The organism is Nocardia sp. CWNU-33, from assembly GCF_046764895.1.
Classification (GTDB): Bacteria; Actinomycetota; Actinomycetes; order Mycobacteriales; family Mycobacteriaceae; genus Nocardia.
This window is the reverse complement of sequence record NZ_JBKOQN010000001.1, coordinates 502126-518901: the sequence shown is the minus strand read 5'-3', so window position 1 is coordinate 518901 and position 16776 is coordinate 502126. Positions and strand designations below refer to the sequence as shown.

Genomic DNA, 16776 nt, shown 5'->3' with positions numbered 1-16776 from the left:
ATGCGCTGGATCGAACAAGTCGATGCCGATGCTGCGTGCTCGGTGCGTGAACTGCTCGACCGAGCGACCGTCGCCGACGGCGTCGCCCCGATCTCCGAGCAGGCGGTGTTGTCGTTGACCGCCGCCGATGACGCACGACACCTGATCGTGCATCACGACGGCACGATCGCGGGATACGCGAATCTGGTTCCCGCGCATGGTGAGCACCCGGCGATGGCCGAGGTCGCGGTCGACCCGGCCGCTCGTGGCCACGGCATCGGGACCCAGCTCGTCAACGCAGCGCTCGCCGCAGGCGGCACCGGCACTCGGGTCTGGGCGCATGGCAATCGGCCCCAGGCGCAGGCCGTCGCGGCCCGCCTGGATTTGGTGACCGCGCGCGAGCTGTGGCAGATGCGACGCGCTTTGGCTACACCTGAGCTACCCGAGCTGGAGGTCCCGGCGGAGATCGTGCTGCGCACCTACGCGGGTCCTGCCGACGACGCCGAACTGCTGCGGGTGAACAAGGCCGCGTTCGCCTGGCATCCGGAACAGGGCGGCTGGACCGAGCGCGATATCGAGGTCCGTAGCAACGAGCCGTGGTTCGACCCGAAGGGCCTGTTCATCGCGGCCGCTGCCGCCGATCCCGGTCGTGTGCTCGGATTCCATTGGACCAAGGTGCATTACGACGAGGACCCGGCGATCGGCGAGGTGTACGTGGTCGGCATCGATCCGGCGGCGCAGGGTCGCGGGCTCGGCCGCCTGCTCACTCTCGCCGGACTGCGTTACCTGCGCGAACGCGATCTCGCCGAGGTGCTGCTCTACACCGAGGCCGACAACACCGCGGCCGTGCACACCTACACCCGGCTCGGATTCGCTCCCGCGCATGTCGATGTCGCCTATGCGGCCCGTGACTGAATAGAAAGCAACCCGGTGGGGTTGCTCGAGTAACACTGGGGCAAATCTCACACCTGCCGGGCTTAATCGCGCCGGGCTGTTCACTCGGCGTTCACTCAGCTTGGTCCAACTGTCAACCGGGCGAATCTACGTTACTTATGGGCGGCGCAGCTGCCTGGTGCGCAAGTTCCTCGCGAACGGCACCACAACACCCGCCCGGGCCGGTGAGGGACCGGGCGTGTCGGACGTGATTCCCCGGAGGAATAGTGAACTTCAAGCGCAGCAGCGCCTTCGTCGGCGTGCTGGCCGTCGGAGCGATGACTCTCGCCGCCTGTGGCAGCGACGACAACTCCTCGACCAGCGACACCAGCAACGCCGCCAACACCAGCGTCGCCTGCGGCGGCAAGAAGGCCCTCAAGGCCAGCGGTTCGTCGGCGCAGAAGAACGCCATGGAGCGTTTCATCGCTGCCTACGAGGCCAACTGCGATAGCAACACCCTGAACTACACCTCGAGTGGCTCCGGCGCCGGTGTCAACGAGTTCCTCGGCAGCCAGACCGATTTCGGTGGCTCCGATTCGCCGCTGAGCGCCAAGAAGGAAGAGCCTGCCAAGGCTCAGGAGCGCTGCGGCGCCCCGGCATGGAACCTGCCGACCGTCTTCGGCCCGATCGCCGTGACCTACAACATCGACGGCGTCACCGACCTCGTGCTCGACGGCCCGACCACGGCCAAGGTCTTCAACGGCGCGGTCACCACGTGGGATGCCCCGGAGATCAAGGCGCTGAACCCGAACGCCAAGCTCCCCTCGGACAAGATCGCCGTGATCTTCCGCAGCGACGAGTCGGGCACCACCGACAACTTCCAGCTCTACCTCGATGCGGCATCCGACGGCGCGTGGGGCAAGGGTTCGGGCAAGGTCTTCGCCGGCGGCGTCGGTGAGGGCGCGAAGGGCAACGAAGGCACCTCGGCCGCGATCAAGAGCACCAAGAACTCGATCACCTACAACGAGTGGTCGTTCGCGAAGTCGCAGAACCTGTCCATCGCGCAGATCGTCACCTCCGCGAGCAAGGACCCGGTCAAGCTGACCGTCGCGTCCGCGGGCAAGGCCATCGACAGCGTGAAGCTCAAGGGCGAGGGCAACGACCTGGTGCTCGACACCAGCTCGTTCTACAAGCCGACCGAGGTGGGCGCCTACCCGATCATCCTGCCCACCTACGAGATCGTGTGCTCGAAGTACGCCGATGCCGATACTGCCAAGGCGGTCAAGGCCTTCCTGACCTCGGCGACCACCAACGGCCAGAAGGGCCTTGACGAGAGCGGCTACATCCCGATCCCGGACAAGTTCAAGACCAAGCTGACCACCGCGATCAACGCCATCTCCTGATCGCATCGTCATGACCGTGCACCCTGAGGTGACCGCTGCGGGCTCGTCGGACTCGACGGGCCCGCGGGCGGCTGGAGATACTTCCCTTATGCCGAGTGAACCGAGCACCGAACCGGCCAAGAAGGTTCGTCCTGCACACAGCCAGCGGGCCGAGATCATCTTCCGGTCGCTGGCCACGGCAGCCGGTGCCACCATTGTCGCCGCCATCGCGCTGATCGCGCTGTTCCTGCTGATCCGCGCGTGGCCCTCGGTCATGGCGAACGAGGCGAACTTCTTCGCCAGTACCGAGTTCGTCACCAACAACGCCGACCATCTGCGCTTCGGCATCCGCGACCTGCTCATGGTCACGGTGCTGAGCTCGATGCTGGCCTTGGTAATCGCGGTGCCCGTCGGTGTGGGCATCGCGCTGTTCTTGACCCATTACTCGCCCAAGACGATGGCGCGTCCGTTCGCGATGCTGGTCGACCTGCTCGCCGCGGTGCCGTCGATCGTCTTCGGCCTGTGGGGCGTGCTCGTGCTCGCGCCCCAGCTGGAGCCGGTGGAGACGTTCCTGAACCGGAACCTCGGCTGGTTGTTCCTGTTCTCCGACGGCAACGTCACGATCTCCGGAGGCGGCACGATCTTCACCGCGGGCGTGGTGCTCGCGGTGATGATCCTGCCGATCATCACCTCGGTCTCGCGTGAGGTCTTCAATCTGACTCCCGCCGCGCACATCGAGGCCGCCCACGCGCTCGGTGCGACGAAGTGGGAGATGGTCCGGATGACGGTGCTGCCCTACGGGCGCAGCGGTGTCATCGCGGGCTCCATGCTCGGCCTCGGTCGCGCCCTCGGCGAGACGATCGCGGTGCTGCTCGTGCTGCGGACCTCCGCACAGGCCGGGCACTGGTCGTTGTTCGACGGTGGCTTCACCTTTGCCTCCAAGATCGCCTCTGCGGCTTCGGAATTCAGTTCGCCGCTGCCGACCGGCGCCTACATTGCGGCCGGCTTCGTGCTGTTCGCGCTGACCTTCGTCGTCAACGCGCTGGCACGTCTGGTGGCCGGTGGAAGGGTGAACGGATAATGACCACGACGACACTCGACAAGCCGGTCAAGGCGCCGACCTTCCGTCATGTCAGCGCGAGCCGCCGGATACGCAACAACATTGCCACCGGTGTGGTCTGGGCTTGCTTCGCCATCGCGCTCGTGCCGCTGGTCTGGGTCCTGCTCATGGTGGTGACCAAGGGCTTCGAGGCGATCACCTCGCTGAGCTGGTGGGAGAAGTCGCAGAAGGGCGTGCTGCCCGATCAGTTCGCGGGCGGTGTCTACCACGCGATCTACGGCACCGTCGTGCAGACCGCGGTGGCCGCGGTCATCGCGGTGCCGTTGGGCATCATGGCCGCGGTCTACCTGGTGGAATACGGGCGCGGCTGGCTGGCCAAGACCACCACCTTCATGGTGGACATCCTCGCGGGCGTGCCTTCGATTGTCGCGGCGCTGTTCATTTTCGCGCTGTGGATCGCCACGTTCGGCTTCCCGCAGAGCGCCTTCGCGGTGTCTCTCGCGTTGGTGCTGCTGATGCTGCCGGTGGTCGTGCGCAGCACCGAGGAAATGCTGAAGCTGGTGCCCGACGAGTTACGCGAGGCGTCGTATGCTCTAGGTATTCCGAAGTGGAAGACGATCCTGCGGATCGTCGTGCCGACCGCATTGCCCGGCATGCTGAGCGGCATTCTGCTCGCCCTTGCCCGCGTGATGGGCGAGACGGCGCCGGTGCTGGTGCTCGTCGGCTACAGCAAGTCGATCAACACCGACCTCTTCGACGGCAATATGGCCTCGCTGCCGCTGCTGATCTACCAAGAGCTGTCGAACCCGGAACCCGCAGGCCGACTGCGGGTGTGGGGTGCGGCGCTGACGCTGATCCTGATCATCGCGCTGCTGTACGTGGCCGCGGCGGTCGTCAACAAGCTGCTCACGCGGAACCGATAGAAGCGAACGGATACTCAGATGGCCAAGCGGATCGACGTCAAAGACCTGAATATCTATTACGGCAAATTCCATGCGGTTGCCGATGTCAAGCTGTCGGTGCTGCCGCGCAGCGTGACTGCCTTCATCGGGCCGTCGGGTTGCGGTAAGTCCACCGTGTTGCGCTCGCTCAATCGGATGCACGAGGTCACCCCGAACGCTCGCGTCGAGGGCGCTGTGCTGCTCGACGGCGAAGACATCTACGGCTCGCAGGTCGACCCGGTGGGTGTGCGCCGCACCATAGGCATGGTGTTCCAGCGGCCGAACCCGTTCCCCACCATGTCGATTCGCGACAATGTGGTGGCCGGGCTGAAGCTGCAGGGCGTGCGCAACAAGAAGGAGCTCGACGAGGTCGCCGAGCGCTCGTTGCGTGGCGCCAACCTGTGGAACGAGGTCAAGGACCGGCTCGACAAGCCGGGCGGCGGCCTCTCCGGTGGTCAGCAGCAGCGGCTGTGCATCGCGCGTGCGATCGCGGTCTCGCCGGACGTGCTGTTGATGGACGAGCCGTGCTCGGCGCTGGACCCGATCTCCACCCTGGCGATCGAGGACCTCATCACCGAGCTGAAGAAGGAATTCACCATTGTCATCGTCACCCACAACATGCAGCAGGCCGCGCGCGTGAGTGACCAGACCGGTTTCTTCAACCTGGAGGCGCAGGGTAAGCCCGGCAGGCTGATCGAGATCGACGACACCGAGAAGATCTTCTCCAACCCAGGCCAGAAGGCGACGGAAGACTACATCTCCGGCCGCTTCGGTTAAGCACGGACAGACAAAGGCCCGCACTCGATGTGCGGACCTTTTGTCGTGCTCGAGCGTGTTGCGCAACAACTGATTTCGTAGGTACCCGGGTACGCCCGGAACTCATGCGCGCCTCGACCGCCGGCTCGCAATGCGAGCCGGGCGGCGGCGGGAAAACCGGCGAGGCGGTTACGCTTCGGCGTCGGGGTCCGCGGGGAGGACACCGGTGACGAGGAAGATCACGCGGCGGCCGATCTCCACGGCATGGTCGGCGAAGCGCTCGTAGTAGCGGCCCAGCAGCGTCACGTCGACGGCCGCGGCGACGCCGTACTTCCAGTCGCGATCCATCAGCAACGTGAAGAGGTGACGGTGCAGGTCGTCCATCGCCTCGTCGTCCTCGTTGAGCTGCGCCGCACGCTCCGGGTCACGGGTCTCGAGTACCTCTTTGGCGCCCGCACCCATGTTCACCGCGATGCGGCCCATTTCGGCGAAGTAGCCGTTGACCGATTCCGGCAGGGCATGGTTGGGGTGGCGGCGTCGCGTGACCTTGGCGACGTGCAGCGCGAGTGCGCCCATCCGGTTCACATCGGCGACGATCTGGATGGCGCTGACCACCTGTCGTAGATCGCCCGCGACGGGCGCCTGCAGCGCAAGCAGGGCAAACGCCTTCTCTTCGGCGTCCTGGATCATTTCCGCGATCCGGTCGTATTCGCTGATCACCGACTCGGCAAGGGAGAGGTCGGCCTGGAGCAGTGACTGAGTGGCCCGGTCCATGGCCGAACCCGCCAGGCCGGCCATCTCGCCCAGCAGGTGGGCAAGATCGGCCATTTGCTCGTTGTAGATGACACGCATGATCAGACACTAGTGCCCTGCACTGACCTAGTCACGAACACAGGGTTAATGAGTGGTGCCAGTCGTTTGCGCTGGTGTTGCCGCAGCTGAGAGCAGTGCCCTGGTTCTGGCATTGTGCGCGGCATCCGCGGGTGCGATATCGAACCGCGGCGTGTCCGGGATCGAATTCGATGTGACCATCGCTGTTTTGCCGCACATCGGACCCGTCATGACCAGGCGACCAGTTCGTATTCGGACTATTGAAAGATTATTTTTGGCCTGCCAAACTATGGAAATCGCTCGCTCTAATTACGACAGGCTGGGATGACATCTTCAACACGGCGCCGGTTCATGCTCGGCGGCACCGTCGCGGCTTCGACGGGCCTCGCACTCGGAGCGTTGCCGCTGCGCGACTACGGCCCAGCCACCGCGGACTCGCCGCCGGCCCCACTCGGACACCCCGCACACCATCCGAATACGAGTGCGCACGGCGGCGGGGTCGACGGGCCGACGTTCCGTAAGGGCGCAGTCGTCGATCACGCCGCTAACGGGTTCGACCCGACCGAGGTCCTCCGTGATTTCGACTACGGCAAGACCTCGACGCGGCCGGACGGTCGGACCGTGCGCGAATGGGAGGTCTTCGCCAGTGACGAGGACATAGAGATAGCGCCGGGAGTGCGTTTCCCGGCGTGGACGCTGAACTCGCGGATCCCGGGCCCGACCCTGCGTTGCCGCGAGGGCGATCTGCTGCGGGTCCATTTCACCAACGGCTCGCACCACCCGCACACGCTGCATTTCCACGGCATCCACCCCGCCGAGATGGATGGCATTCCAGGTATCGGTCGCGGCGTCATCAACCCGGGCGAGAGCTTCACCTACGAGTTCGACGCGACACCGTTCGGACTGCACTTGTTCCACTGTCATGTCGGCCCACTGGCCGAACACATCGCCCGCGGCATGTACGGGACCTTCATCGTCGATCCGCCGCAGCCCCGGCCGCAGGCCGACGAAATGGTGATGGTGATGCACGGCTACAACACGACTTTCGATGGCGAGGGCAACCAGCTCTACGCGGTCAACGGGATTCCGTTCCACTTCATGCACGAGCCGGTCCGGGTGAAGCGCAACCAACTGGTGCGCATTTACCTGGTCAACGTGCTGGAGTACGACCCCATCAACAGCTTCCACATCCACGGGAACTTCTTCGATTACTACCCCACCGGAACCCGGTTGCAGCCAACGGAATACACCGACACCATCGTGCAGGGGCAAGGCCAGCGCGGTATCTGTGAGCTGCGCTTCCCGCACCTGGGGCAGTACATGTTCCACGCTCACAAGACCGAGTTCGCCGAACTCGGCTGGATGGGCATGTTCGAGGTGACGGAGTAATCGCGATGACCGCCACCGCGCACACCCGCAGGCCTTGGATTCTGGGACTGATCTCGGTCGCCCTCCTGGCGATCGCACTGGCCGGGTTGGCCCTGCTCGGCGGGCGCACCCTGCCCGAACGGACCGGCCCGCCCGTGGAAGAGATCGCGGTCGAGCACACCACACTCACACCCGGTGTAATCGAGCTGACGGTGCGCAATACCGGGCCCGACGCGGTGTCGATCGCCCAGATTTTCGTCAACGACGCATACATCGACTTCACCGGCCCGACCGAGCCGATCGGCCGATTGGCCTCGGCCCGGTTGCGACTGGACTATCCGTGGCAGGACGGCCAGCCCTACAAGATCTCCATGCTGACCTCGACCGGTCTGGTGATCGAACACGACGTCCCCCTGGCCGTCACCACACCGGAACCCAACGCGTCGTTCTTCGGCCTGATGGCGCTGCTCGGGACCTACGTCGGCATCGTCCCCGTCGTGCTCGGCATGTTGTTTCTGCCCGTCATGCGGGTCGCGGGCAGCCGAGTCGTGCGGGTGCTGCTCGCCGTGACGGTGGGTCTGCTGGCGTTTCTGGCGTGGGAAGGCGCCAGCGAAGGCTTCGAGCTCGCGGGCCGCTCCGGTGGTGCGTTCGGCGGCACGGCCCTGGTCGTGCTCGGCGCGGGTCTTGCCTTCCTCGGACTGACCGCGGTGGATCAGTGGCTGCGCAACCGCCGCCGAGCCGCCGAGGCCGCGGGCGGTGCCGGCGTGCGGCTGGCGCTGATGATCGCCATCGGTATCGGCCTGCACAACCTCGGCGAGGGGTTGGCCATCGGATCCGCCTATGCCGTAGGCGAATTGGCGCTCGGCACCTTCCTGGTCATCGGTTTCACCATCCAGAACACCACCGAGGGCCTCGCGGTCGTGTCACCACTGACCGAGCGACGTCCACCACTGCTGACCCTGCTCGGTCTCGGACTGATCGCCGGAGGCCCCGCCATCGTGGGCGCCGTTCTCGGTGCGACAGTGAACAATGCCGAGCTGTCCGCCCTGCTGCTCGGCGTCGGCGTCGGCGCGATCATCCAGGTCATCGTGCAGATCGCCCCCAGCCTGCGTGAATCGGCCGGCCGGAGTTTCGACGCGATGGCACTCGGTGGCGTCGCGGTCGGACTGCTGGTGATGTACTCGACCGGGTTGCTGGTGGCCGCATGAACAACGGTGCCACACCGCATTCCGATCCACCGCCGTGCGCCGGGTGCACGCGGCGCGGCGTGTTGCTCGGAGCCGGCGCTGCCGCCGCTCTAGTTGCCGCCGGATGTGCAAGCGGCAGTGCGTATTCCGGGCCCTTGCGGGTTTCGCTGGCCGAGATTCCGATCGGCGGCGGACGGATATTTCCACAGCAAGGTCTGGTGGTGACCCAGCCGACCCCCGGTGAGGTCCGCGCCTTCTCGGCCGTCTGCCCCCACCAGGGCTGCGCCGTCGCCGAAATCGGCGACACCATCGAGTGTCCCTGTCACGGAAGCAAATTCAGCATCGCTGACGGTTCGGTGCTGCGTGGCCCGGCTCGCGAACCATTGGCCGCCCGGACTGTCGCTATTGAAGCGACCGAGATCGTCGTCAGATGAACACCGCTGTCTGGAGGTGAGTCTGCCGCGTGCTCGTTGCGTGGCGCCAAATCGTCGTCCACAACAGTGACGAGATCACCATGTCGTCGACGACCGCGGTCCGGCGCGGTGCTGCGGCGGCACGGCGGGCCATCGAGTATCCCTGTGACGGAAGCAAATTCAGCATCGCCGATGGTTCGGTGCTGCGTGGCCTGGTCCGCGAGCCACTGGCCGCTCGGACTGTTGCCATCGAAGCCACCGAGATAGTCGTCCGATAGCGAGGGCCGACAATGCCCGAAGATGCGTCTGCGCACCGGGACAGGCGTCTGTGCATACCATCGCAGACCACCTGCCCGAGGCACGTGTGTTCACCTCGGCTCGGGCCGCTGCTACTTGCAGGTTTCGTCGGCAGCGTTGACGTGTTCCAGGTCCGAGGGAAGTGTCACCGGTGTTGGGGACGAGGAGGTGCTGATGTTGACGTTCGAGATCGGATCGCCCACCGGTGTCGGCGGGCGGACGTTGCCCGTGTAGTCGGCGCCGATCACTACTTCGATGATGCCGCCGAGATCGCTCGACTGCTCCATCGTCGCTCCGGGTAGCGAGCTGGCCACCGTGGCCGCTTCGGCCTCGTGTCCGGCCCCGTAGCGGATCTTGGAGGCCACCTCCGAGTTGCCGAGGGAGTAGTTGGCGGTGTTGTAGATCGGGAAGCCCTGGTTGCCGAATTTGGTGGCTGCCTTGTTCGCCGCGCCTACCGTGGTCGAGCCATTGGAGACCAGCAGTGACACCGTGCTCGGATCCACGGCGATCAGCTTCGGCGGCGTGGGGGGAGCCGAAGGGATCGAACCGGGCGCGGGCGCTACCTTCTTCTCCCCGGGCAGCGGTTGGTCGTCTCGGATCGCCTTGAAGATGGCCTTGATGTCGGACTCGCGCGGGATCTCGTTGCCGTAGGAGGTGGTGCCCGCGGTCGGGATGGTCAAGAAGGTCACTGCCCCGGCATCCATCTTCTGCAGGGACCGCCCGAGAGTCAGCAGATCGTTCGTATCGACCTTGTGGACAAAGGTCGCGTCGGTGAATGCCTTGATGAAACCGTTCAATTTGCCCGGATCGAACAGCACCCTGCTGGACAGGGCACCGCGTAGCAGTGAGGCGAGGAACCGCTGCTGCCTGGCGATGCGGTCGTAGTCGCTGCGCTCCTCGCCGTAGACATGCCTGGCGCGCACATAATTCAACGCGGTCTCACCGTTGATCCGCTGTTTGCCCGCTGTCTCGAGGACAGTGCCGAGAATTTCGTCCTTGACCGGCTTCGGTGCACAGACCTCGACACCGCCGACCTGATCGACCATTGCTTCGAAGCCGGCGAAGTCAATGCCGATGAAGTGATTGATGGTGCTGCCGGTGAGTCGCTGAATCGTTGTGACGAGGCACTTGGGGCCGCCAAGAGCATAGACGGCGTTGAGCTTGTCGCCGATCGCCGACGGGAACGTTTCCTGGGTGTTTTCGCCTTTGTCGTTGTCCCAGCCGTTGCACTGCGGTCGGGTGACGTCGAGGTCGCGCGGGAACGACACGACGACGACGCGCGAGCGGTTCTTGGGGATATGGACCAGCATGGCGGTATCGGCGCGCGCACCCTCGGCGTCGTCGACGGTGCCCGCTCCGAGCTTTCCGTTGACGCCCGCGCGGGTGTCGGTGCCGACGAGCAGGAAGTTCTCGTCGCCGAGCTGTGCGCCGGAGTCGACGACGTCTTCGGAGTTGTCGTCGATCGCATTGACCTGGTTGAAGCTGTTGGCGGTCGCGTTCATATAGCTCCAGCCGCCGCCGGTGATCAGGAGCGCGACCGCCGCGCAGATCGAACCGCTGACGCGTCCGGCGACCTGAAGCCGCTTATTGCGGCGCTGCTTGGACGCCGCGAGCCGCGACAGCGGTGGATTGCCGACGGCCTTCGGTTGTGCGGCCCGATCACGCTTATCGGATTCGGTCGTCGGCCATCCAGCACCGCGGCGTTTGGTCTTGGCGGGTTCGTTGACCGGCGGGATGATGTCGGTGACGACCTCGGGTGGTTCCTGTGCGCCGGGTGCGGACGGTGCCGATCGCCTGGGGTCCTCGGCGGTGCGCCGGGCGGCGGGGCGGGCGGCGGACGGTGTGCCCGCGATGTCGTCGACGACGGGAGAGGCCACTGCACGGCGGGCGCCGGTGACGCCTGCCGGCCGCGCCGGTTCGGTCGGTCGTTGCGGCGCGCTGCCTGCGGGCCGGGCCTGCGGGGTGCCGGATTCACGTGGGGGCGCGCTGCCTGCGGGCCGTGCTTGCGGGGTGCCGGATTCGCGCGGGGGCGCGCTGTCGGCGGGCCGCGCGGTCTCGGGACGCCGGGCGGGCCGGCCGGTCGGCGCGGCTTCGCCCTCGGTGGCCGCCCTGCGCCTGCGGCCGCCGCGTTCGTTGTCGACCTTCTGGACGAGGTCCTGAACTGTCAGCGGTGCCGAGCCGGATTCGGCGTCGGTATGCCTGGACCGCCGGGATGACCGCGTGTCGTCACGCTCGTTGTAATCCGCCGTGGGATACCGCTCCCACGGGGCGCGATCTCCGGGCCGAGGCGAACGCCCGTGCCGATCGTCACCCACCAACGAACCTCACTTTTCGTCTACGCCGCATGGCTTATCGAGTCCGAGCCGGGTTCGCCCGGCATGACCGATTCCGCCAATGATAACGATTCCGCCACGACGAGCCAGCCCAGCGGGAAATCGAATAGGCCACACGGGTGTTTCGCGTGGTGCGCGGCCTGCTGAAATCAGCCGCCGCTGTGCATCAGATCCGCGCCCTCCGGTACCGCGGGATCCTCCGGATCGTCGAGCCAGCCGTGCGGCAACGCGACCTTGCCCGGCGAGCCCTGGCGTCCGCGCGGCCCCTCGGCGTCCCGCGGGAACGGGGCGTCCGGATCGAGTTGGCCGATCAGATCCTGCAATTCGGTCAGCCGCGACACCGTGGCGAACGACCGGCGCAGATCCGCACCAACCGGGAAACCCATCAGATACCAGGCCATGTGCTTGCGCAGATCTCGCATGGCCTTGTCCTCGCCGAGGTGCTCGGACAGCAGCGCCGCGTGCCGGTAGAGCACCTCGCCGACGCGTCCGAGGTTCGGGGCCTCCGGGAGCGGCTCACCGCGCAGCGCCGCCTGCAGTTCGCCGAACAGCCACGGCCTGCCGAGGCAGCCGCGGCCGACTACGACACCGTCGCAACCGGTTTCGTCCATCATCCGGACAGCGTCGGCGGCGGAGAAGATATCGCCGTTGCCGAGCACCGGGATCGTCTGTACGGCTTCCTTGAGCCTGGCGATGGCGGTCCAGTCGGCCTGGCCGGAATACCGCTGTGCGGCCGTGCGGGCGTGCAGCGCGACGGCCTTGGCGCCCTCGGCCTCGGCGATGCGGCCCGCGTCGAGATAGGTCAGATGATCGTCATCGATACCGATACGGAATTTCACCGTCACCGGGACGCCCGCCGGTTCGGCGCCGCTGACCATGGCCTGCACGATTCTGCTGAACAGGGCGCGCTTGTAGGGCAGTGCCGCGCCACCACCGAGCCGGGTGACCTTGGGCACCGGGCAGCCGAGGTTCAGATCGATATGGTCGGCCCACCCCTCGCCGACGATGATGCGCACGGCCTCGCCCAGAGTGGCCGGGTCTACACCGTAGAGCTGCATGGAGCGCGGGTGCTCGTCCTCGTCGAAGGACATCATGTGCAGCGTCTTCTCGTTGCGTTCGACCACTGCGCGCGCGGTGATCATCTCGCAGACATAGATCGAGGTGGAGCTGCCGAACTCCCGGCACAGCTTGCGGAATGCCAAGTTCGTGATGCCCGCCATCGGCGCCAGCACCACCGGCGGATCGACCGGATACGGTCCGATCCGCAGCGTGGTCTTCGCCTCGGTAGTCATCGTCACGCCGTCCAGTGTCTCATCAGGGGCCGGCAGACCCCGAAGCTGCTGGTGCGCGACGTGCGCTGATTCACTCCCTGACCTGATGACGGACCTGCCCACCCAGTAGCCGAGTCGCGGTCGACCGAGCAGTCCCCGAGCCCGACCGAAAGGAACTACTCCCCCCGGAGCCGACGGTGGTAGATCTCCCGCACCGCGGCATCCGGCTGCGCGTAAGCGGTTGTCGCACCGGTGAATCGGGCCACTGCGAGCTGTGCACGGTAGGGCAGCAGCTGTGCCGACTTGATGATGGCGGCGAGCCTGCGTGGCACGGTAACCATCGGCTTCTCCCGCTGCACCGATGTGACGATGGCCGCGGCGACGTCTTCGGGGTCGACGGTGGTCAGCGGGGTGATCCACCTCGGCATATTCGCACCGGCGGACAGCTCGGTGCGCACGATGCCGGGCAGCACCGCGCCGACGTGCACGCCGTGCTCTTTCATCTCGAGGTGCAGCGCCGAGGTGAAGCCGACCACCGCGTGCTTGGTTGCGCAGTAGGTGGCGAGGCCGGGGAAGCCTTGGGTTCCGGCCAGTGAGGCGATGTTGATGAGGTGGCCGCTGCCGCGGTCGGTGAATCGTTTGACGGCCAGTCGGGAGCCGTGGATTACGCCGTTGAGGTTGATGTCGATGATGCGGTCGGTCATTGCCTCGTCTTCGTCGGCGAACAGGCCGGTCGGCATGATGCCGGCATTGTTGACCAGCACATCCAACGGACCGAGCTCGCTGTCCACCGAGTCGAGGAAGGCGGCGAAGGAGGCACGGTCGGTGACGTTCAGCGGCAGTCCGACGATCTTGGCAGCGGGGTCCGCGCCCAGCTCCGCCGCGGTCTTGGCGACCAACTCGACATCGATGTCGCCGATCGCGACCGCGGCGCCCGCGGCGAGGAAGGCTGCCGCGGTGGCGCGTCCGATACCGCGCGCGCCGCCGGTGATCGCGACGACCTTGCCTGCGAGTGGGGTCGCGTCCTTCGCTGTGCTGGTCATATTCTCGGCCTTCCTGCGTGCTCGTCCCGTGGGATGTGGCCGTGCAGCGCAGCACGCCGTTCGCGGCCGGTTGCGCCGCTCGTTCGGCGCGGATATCCCAAGTGTCGAGGTTCGCAGCCGGAATCGTCGGCGGATTCGCCATGCATAGTTCGGCCGAAGCGCGGTGCCGGCGCGCGCGGCGGTGTAGCCGCAGGGCCGAGGGGCCTACGGCGCGGTTATCCGACCTCAGTAACCCGGTACTCCGAGTAACACCTGCCGTTGGTGGTGGGAGCGTCTCGACACACCAGACTCATCGGAGAGGCCGCATGACAGCACGGATCGAAGACACCGGTACGGGCGGGGACGACGCCGCGACAGCGCGCCGACGGCGGGACAGACAACCGCATCGACAACCGCGGCAGCATCGGACGCGAAGCCCGCCCGCCCGGGAACGGTGTCGATCCGGATTTCGACGGTAATCCGGGGCGCCGTCATTGCTGCGCTCGTCGTCGCGGTCTGTGTGCTGAGTGGACTGCTGTGGTCGGCTCGACACGAATAACCCAGCGAAATGATCACGCCGCGGACGACCGGAAAGCCGAGCAGGTCGCCACCGAATACTCGGTCGGCGCGGCAACGGTCAATTATCAGGACATCAATGCCTGGGTCGCGAAGCTGAAGGCGAATACCGCGCCGCAGCCGGCCAACAAGTTCGAGGCGACAGGGCCCGAACTCGAACAGATTCTGGTGCCGCTGAAGTGGACCTCGACGGCCACGCCGATCACCGCAAAGGTGATGTCGGAACAGGACGGGATCGTCAAGGTGAATGTATTCGTCAACGTGAGTTCGACGAATGCGCAAAGCCCTGAGGGTGCGCAGACCTCGGTGACCTACAACGTCACGCTGGATAAGAACTCGGGCTGGAAGATCACCGATGTCGGCGGCGTCGGCGGTGCACTGCCCCGATGAAATAGCTGGCTATGGCAATAACGAGATAGCGGGACATAAACGCGCCGCCGCCCGGATATCCGGGCGGCGGCGCGTTTATGTCGGTGGGGATCAGCCCGCGGCAACCCCGGCCAGCTCGCGCTTCTTCGCCTCGCGGGCCAGCATGCGGTCGCGCTGCTCTTCGAACTTGACCACGTCGCCCGCCAGCTTCTCCAGGAAGATCGCGAGTCGATCGCGGACCGCCTCACCACGGGGGGTGAAGTCGGTGCGTTCGAAGATGTCCCACTTCTTGAGGACCGGCTGCACCACCTCTTCGAGGTGCTGGCGCAGGTCGTAGATGCCGTGCTTGGCCATCAGCACGCCGTTGCGACGGAAGTTGGGCATGCCTGCGCCCGGCATCTGAAAGTTCTCCAGGATCAACGTGATCGCCTCGATGGACTGATCCGGCGACAGATCCAGCGCCGCACCGCACATGTTGCGGTAGAAGATCATGTGCAGGTTCTCGTCGGCGGCGACGCGCTGCAGCATGCGGTCGGCGATCGGGTCGTCGCAGACCTTGCCGGTGTTGCGGTGGCTGACCCGGGTGGCGAGTTCCTGGAAGGTCACGTAGGCGACCGAATGCAGGAAGCCCGCGTCGGCCTCGGTGGGCGAGGCGAAGCCGTTGGTCATGTGGATCATGCGCGCCTCTTCGAGGGCGACCGGATCGACGCCGCGCGTGACAACCAGGTAGTCGCGCATGACGATGCCGTGGCGGTTCTCCTCGGCGGTCCAGCGACCCACCCACGTGCCCCATGCGCCGTCCTGAGAGAAGTTCTCGGCGATCTCACGGTGGTAGGAGGGCAGGTTGTCTTCGGTCAGCAGGTTGGTGATCATGGCCGCCTTGGCGACCTCGTTCAGCCGGGACTGCTCCGGGTCCCAATCCGCCCCGCCGAGTGCCGCGAAATTGCGGCCTTCGTCCCACGGGACATAGTCGTGCGGATGCCATTCCTTTGCCAGGGAGAGGTGCCGGTTGACGTTTTCTTCGGCAACCGGCTCCAACTCCGTGAGCAGCTCGAGTTGAGTCAGATCCCTTGCCATGCATATGCCCTTCATGTGTGCGTGCGCTCTTGCGGGTCGTCCCCCCAAGATAGGACCGTGCCGATGCGGCCATACCTTACGGCACCGTAAGTGTGATGCGAAACGCATCTGCCTGGCAATCGATGCCCTGGTGATACACGTCATACGCCTTCGTTGGCGCTCGGCGACCGCGTCGAGTCTATGGCTTCGGCCCGCAACGAGGGGAATATCGCTACGGGCCGAGAGTTGTTAGCCCAGCGTGCTCGATCACACAGTGTGCCTTGATGCGGGACTGCCGCTGGCGGCAGGACCGGCTCGCACGGCCGACATCGAGTGTTGCAGCGCTGCTTCAGCGCTTGCCGCCGAAGAGACTGCCGAGCACGTCCCGCAAAGGGCCACCTGCGTTCTTGGCCAGTGCCTCGCCGATCGCGCCGCCGATGCCGCCGCTGTTGCTGCTGCCGCCGAGCAGCCCGCCGAGCAGGTCGCCGATGGCGCCGCCGCCTGTCTGTGTCTGCGGTGTGCCTGTGCCACCGCCGCCACCGGTCAGCTGCTTGGCCAGATAGGCGAGCACGATCGGGGCGAGCATCGGCAACAGTTTGGACACCAGGTCGTTGCCGCCCGTGCCCTCGGTAGCGCCGAGCGCGCTGATCACCGTGTTCTTCTCTGCACCGAAGACGTTGTCGACGATCTTCGAGCCGTCCGCGACGTCGACCTCATCGATATCGACCTGGCCCTCGCCTTCGACGAGGTTGCCGTGGTTGTCGAGCGCGCCGACCAGCGAGGCGGCGCCTTCCGGCTGGGTGGCATTGGCCTGCAATCCGCCGAGCAGCGTCGGCAGCGCCGCCTTGACCGCGTTGGTCGCGGTGCTCTGGTCGACGCCGAGCTTCTCGGCGATCTGGGCGATGGGTACCTGGGAGAGCAAATCATCGAAAGAAGTCATCAGATCCGCCTGTCGTCGAGGATGTCCCGGATGTACAGGTACGCGCCCACAGTAGGGGAAACCCCGGGGGCGGTGTGGTGTTGATGGCCGGAGCGGGCGCGTCGCCCATCGATGAGAAAGGT

16 protein-coding genes are annotated in these 16776 nt (G+C 66.0%); 10 read left to right on the top strand and 6 right to left on the bottom strand.

Translation table 11 applies throughout. The features are described 5' to 3' along the window. From mshD to pstB, 5 genes are all read left to right on the top strand, one after another. On the top strand, positions 1-894 hold the full coding sequence (mshD, locus tag ACLMAL_RS01765; RefSeq protein WP_411997531.1) for a mycothiol synthase: 894 nt from the start codon (positions 1-3) through the stop codon (positions 892-894). A 245-nt stretch (positions 895-1139) separates the two neighbouring features. Then, positions 1140-2255: a phosphate ABC transporter substrate-binding protein PstS gene (pstS, locus tag ACLMAL_RS01760; protein WP_411997456.1), complete on the top strand. Its 1116-nt coding sequence runs from the start codon at positions 1140-1142 to the stop codon at positions 2253-2255. An 88-nt stretch (positions 2256-2343) separates the two neighbouring features. After that, on the top strand, positions 2344-3315 hold the full coding sequence (gene pstC / locus ACLMAL_RS01755) for a phosphate ABC transporter permease subunit PstC (protein ID WP_328408826.1): 972 nt from the start codon (positions 2344-2346) through the stop codon (positions 3313-3315). Further along, positions 3315-4217 carry a phosphate ABC transporter permease PstA gene (pstA, locus tag ACLMAL_RS01750; RefSeq protein ID WP_411997455.1) on the top strand — a complete coding sequence of 301 codons (903 nt, stop codon included), beginning with the start codon at positions 3315-3317 and terminating at the stop codon, positions 4215-4217. Before pstC ends, pstA begins: the two co-directional genes overlap by 1 nt. An 18-nt stretch (positions 4218-4235) precedes the next feature. Further along, positions 4236-5012, top strand: coding sequence for a phosphate ABC transporter ATP-binding protein PstB (gene pstB, locus ACLMAL_RS01745; protein ID WP_328408829.1), 777 nt, complete (start codon positions 4236-4238; stop codon positions 5010-5012). Positions 5013-5180: 168 nt separating this feature from the next. On the opposite strand, the gene phoU is transcribed toward pstB, so the two are convergent. Next, the gene (gene phoU, locus ACLMAL_RS01740) at positions 5181-5843 is read right to left on the bottom strand and encodes a phosphate signaling complex protein PhoU (protein WP_411997454.1); all 663 of its coding nucleotides are present in this window, start codon (positions 5841-5843) and stop codon (positions 5181-5183) included. A 303-nt stretch (positions 5844-6146) separates the two neighbouring features. Between phoU and ACLMAL_RS01735 the strand changes: the two genes are divergently transcribed. From ACLMAL_RS01735 to ACLMAL_RS01720, 4 genes are read left to right on the top strand one after another with little or no spacing between them, the layout of a single operon-like run. Further along, positions 6147-7211: a multicopper oxidase domain-containing protein gene (locus ACLMAL_RS01735; RefSeq protein ID WP_411997453.1), complete on the top strand. Its 1065-nt coding sequence runs from the start codon at positions 6147-6149 to the stop codon at positions 7209-7211. 5 nt (positions 7212-7216) lie between these two features. Further along, positions 7217-8398, top strand: a complete 1182-nt coding sequence (locus tag ACLMAL_RS01730) for a ZIP family metal transporter (RefSeq protein ID WP_411997452.1) — start codon at positions 7217-7219, stop codon at positions 8396-8398. After that, complete coding sequence (locus tag ACLMAL_RS01725; protein WP_411997451.1) at positions 8395-8811, top strand: Rieske (2Fe-2S) protein; 417 nt, start codon at positions 8395-8397, stop codon at positions 8809-8811. The genes ACLMAL_RS01730 and ACLMAL_RS01725 overlap by 4 nt, the downstream gene beginning before the upstream one ends. Positions 8812-8840: 29 nt before the next feature. Beyond that, positions 8841-9068, top strand: a complete 228-nt coding sequence (locus tag ACLMAL_RS01720; RefSeq protein WP_411997450.1) for a hypothetical protein — start codon at positions 8841-8843, stop codon at positions 9066-9068. Between the two features lie 111 nt (positions 9069-9179). Here ACLMAL_RS01720 and ACLMAL_RS01715 read toward each other — a convergent pair whose 3' ends face one another. The 3 genes from ACLMAL_RS01715 to ACLMAL_RS01705 form a co-directional block, all read right to left on the bottom strand. Further along, positions 9180-11402: an LCP family protein gene (locus ACLMAL_RS01715; RefSeq protein ID WP_411997449.1), complete on the bottom strand. Its 2223-nt coding sequence runs from the start codon at positions 11400-11402 to the stop codon at positions 9180-9182. A 167-nt stretch (positions 11403-11569) separates the two neighbouring features. Next, a complete protein-coding gene (gene dusB, locus ACLMAL_RS01710) occupies positions 11570-12712 on the bottom strand; it encodes a tRNA dihydrouridine synthase DusB (protein WP_406239226.1) in 1143 nt (380 codons plus the stop codon). Positions 12713-12867: 155 nt separating this feature from the next. Further along, positions 12868-13734: an SDR family oxidoreductase gene (locus ACLMAL_RS01705; protein WP_328408840.1), complete on the bottom strand. Its 867-nt coding sequence runs from the start codon at positions 13732-13734 to the stop codon at positions 12868-12870. A 516-nt stretch (positions 13735-14250) separates the two neighbouring features. On the opposite strand from ACLMAL_RS01705, the gene ACLMAL_RS01700 reads away from it, so the two are divergent. Next, a complete protein-coding gene (locus ACLMAL_RS01700; RefSeq protein WP_411997448.1) occupies positions 14251-14679 on the top strand; it encodes a hypothetical protein in 429 nt (142 codons plus the stop codon). A 90-nt stretch (positions 14680-14769) separates the two neighbouring features. Here ACLMAL_RS01700 and ACLMAL_RS01695 read toward each other — a convergent pair whose 3' ends face one another. Together ACLMAL_RS01695 and ACLMAL_RS01690 are read right to left on the bottom strand one after the other, a co-directional pair. After that, positions 14770-15735 (bottom strand): acyl-ACP desaturase, encoded by a 966-nt coding sequence (locus ACLMAL_RS01695; protein WP_411997447.1) that lies wholly within the window; start codon positions 15733-15735, stop codon positions 14770-14772. A 328-nt stretch (positions 15736-16063) separates the two neighbouring features. After that, entirely contained in the window at positions 16064-16654 is a 591-nt protein-coding gene (locus ACLMAL_RS01690; RefSeq protein WP_411997446.1) for a DUF937 domain-containing protein, read from the bottom strand. Positions 16655-16776 lie beyond the last annotated feature (122 nt).

Coding starts and splice junctions, on each gene's coding strand:
- mshD (WP_411997531.1), top strand. CDS start 1: ATGCGCTGGATCGAACAAGTCGATGCCGATGCTGCGTGCTCGGTGCGT.
- pstC (WP_328408826.1), top strand. CDS start 2,344: ATGCCGAGTGAACCGAGCACCGAACCGGCCAAGAAGGTTCGTCCTGCA.
- pstA (WP_411997455.1), top strand. CDS start 3,315: ATGACCACGACGACACTCGACAAGCCGGTCAAGGCGCCGACCTTCCGT.
- pstB (WP_328408829.1), top strand. CDS start 4,236: ATGGCCAAGCGGATCGACGTCAAAGACCTGAATATCTATTACGGCAAA.
- phoU (WP_411997454.1), bottom strand. CDS start 5,843: ATGCGTGTCATCTACAACGAGCAAATGGCCGATCTTGCCCACCTGCTG.
- ACLMAL_RS01735 (WP_411997453.1), top strand. CDS start 6,147: ATGACATCTTCAACACGGCGCCGGTTCATGCTCGGCGGCACCGTCGCG.
- ACLMAL_RS01730 (WP_411997452.1), top strand. CDS start 7,217: ATGACCGCCACCGCGCACACCCGCAGGCCTTGGATTCTGGGACTGATC.
- ACLMAL_RS01725 (WP_411997451.1), top strand. CDS start 8,395: ATGAACAACGGTGCCACACCGCATTCCGATCCACCGCCGTGCGCCGGG.
- dusB (WP_406239226.1), bottom strand. CDS start 12,712: ATGACTACCGAGGCGAAGACCACGCTGCGGATCGGACCGTATCCGGTC.
- ACLMAL_RS01705 (WP_328408840.1), bottom strand. CDS start 13,734: ATGACCAGCACAGCGAAGGACGCGACCCCACTCGCAGGCAAGGTCGTC.
- ACLMAL_RS01695 (WP_411997447.1), bottom strand. CDS start 15,735: ATGGCAAGGGATCTGACTCAACTCGAGCTGCTCACGGAGTTGGAGCCG.
- ACLMAL_RS01690 (WP_411997446.1), bottom strand. CDS start 16,654: ATGACTTCTTTCGATGATTTGCTCTCCCAGGTACCCATCGCCCAGATC.